Annotated in this window: 1 protein-coding gene; it reads left to right on the forward strand. The window is 70.3% G+C overall.

Annotated features, from left to right (window positions below; translation table 11 throughout):
- Positions 1–87 precede the first annotated feature (87 nt).
- Entirely contained in the window at positions 88–1,428 is a 1,341-nt protein-coding gene (locus FB455_RS34105) for an IS701 family transposase (RefSeq protein ID WP_278090470.1), read from the forward strand.
- Positions 1,429–1,439 lie beyond the last annotated feature (11 nt).

The raw sequence follows: 1,439 nt of genomic DNA on the forward strand, positions 1-1,439 counted from the left end.
TAGTACGGCAGCCGCCGTTTGAGATGTCGCTGGTGGGGCCGGGTAGACGAGGTGCGGCCACCGCGTGATCGTCTGTCTGCTGTGGACATGACTTCAGATCTGGCGGTGGCCGCGTGCCACAGCGTAAACCCAGACCGGTGGCGGCAAGTCCTGACCGGGGTGTGCGATGCGTTCGCGGGACGCTTCGGGCGGGTCGAGCCGCGTCGGACGGCGACGGCGTTCGTGACGGGACTGCTGGCCGACATCGAGGTCAAGACGTGCTGGCAGTTGGCGGAGCGGGCCGGGCATGCCCGGCCGGACGCGATGCAGCGGTTGTTGTCTCGGGCGGTGTGGGATGCCGATGCGGTCCGCGACGATGTGCGGGCGGTGGTCGTGGGCCGGTTCGGTGATCCGGACGCGGTGCTGGTCGTGGACGAGACCGGGGACCTGAAGAAGGGCGTGCACACCATCGGAGTGCAACGCCAGTACACCGGCACCGCCGGCAGGATCGAGAATGCGCAGGTGGGGGTGTTCTGCGGCTATGCCAGCCGGCATGGGCACACGCTGATCGACCGCCGGGTCTACCTGCCGGTGTCGTGGACCGATGACCGGGACCGATGCCAGGCCGCCGGGGTTCCCGACGAGGTCGCCTTCGCCACGAAGTCCGAGCTGGCCGCCGACATGATCACCGCGGCCGTCGACGCCGGCGTCCCGGCCGGGTGGGCGGCCGCGGACGAGGCCTATGGCAACAGCAGCGTCTTCCGTGCCCACCTACGCCACCACCGCCTGGGTTATGTCCTGGCCGTGTCCCGCAGCCACCTGGTCCCACTCGACGGCGGCAAGACCCGGGTTCGGGCTGACCGGGTCGCCGCCGAGCTGCCGGCCTCGGCGTGGCAACGTCGCAGCGCCGGTGCCGGGTCGAAAGGGCCACGCTTCTACGACTGGGCCTGGCTCGACGACGTCTGCACCGACGCCGACCCCGACGACGGCGGCCACCACAGCCTCCTGATCCGCCGCAACACCACCACCGGTGAGCTGGCCTTCTACCGCTGCTGGACCCCGCAACCGGCCACCCTGGCCCAACTCGTGCGGGTCGCGGGCATCCGCTGGACGGTTGAGGAGAGCTTCCAAGCTGCCAAGGGCCAGGTCGGTCTCGACCAGCACCAGGTCCGCCGCTGGGACTCCTGGCACCGGTTCACCACCCTCGCCCTGGCCGCCCTCGCCGTCCTGGCGATCTGCGCCGCCGACGCCGCCGACCACAACCCGGCCGACACCGGACTGATCAAGCTCACCGTCAACGAGGTCCGGCGCCTGATCAACGCCTGCATCATCCGCCCGCTCAGCAACCTCGCCCACCGTCTGCGCTGGTCAGACTGGCGGCGCCAGCATCAAGCCCGAGCCCGCCAAGCCCACTACACCCGACGCCTCAACCTCGAACTCCAGCCATGATCCCGAACGGC

The organism is Micromonospora sp. CNZ296 (assembly GCF_007827635.1).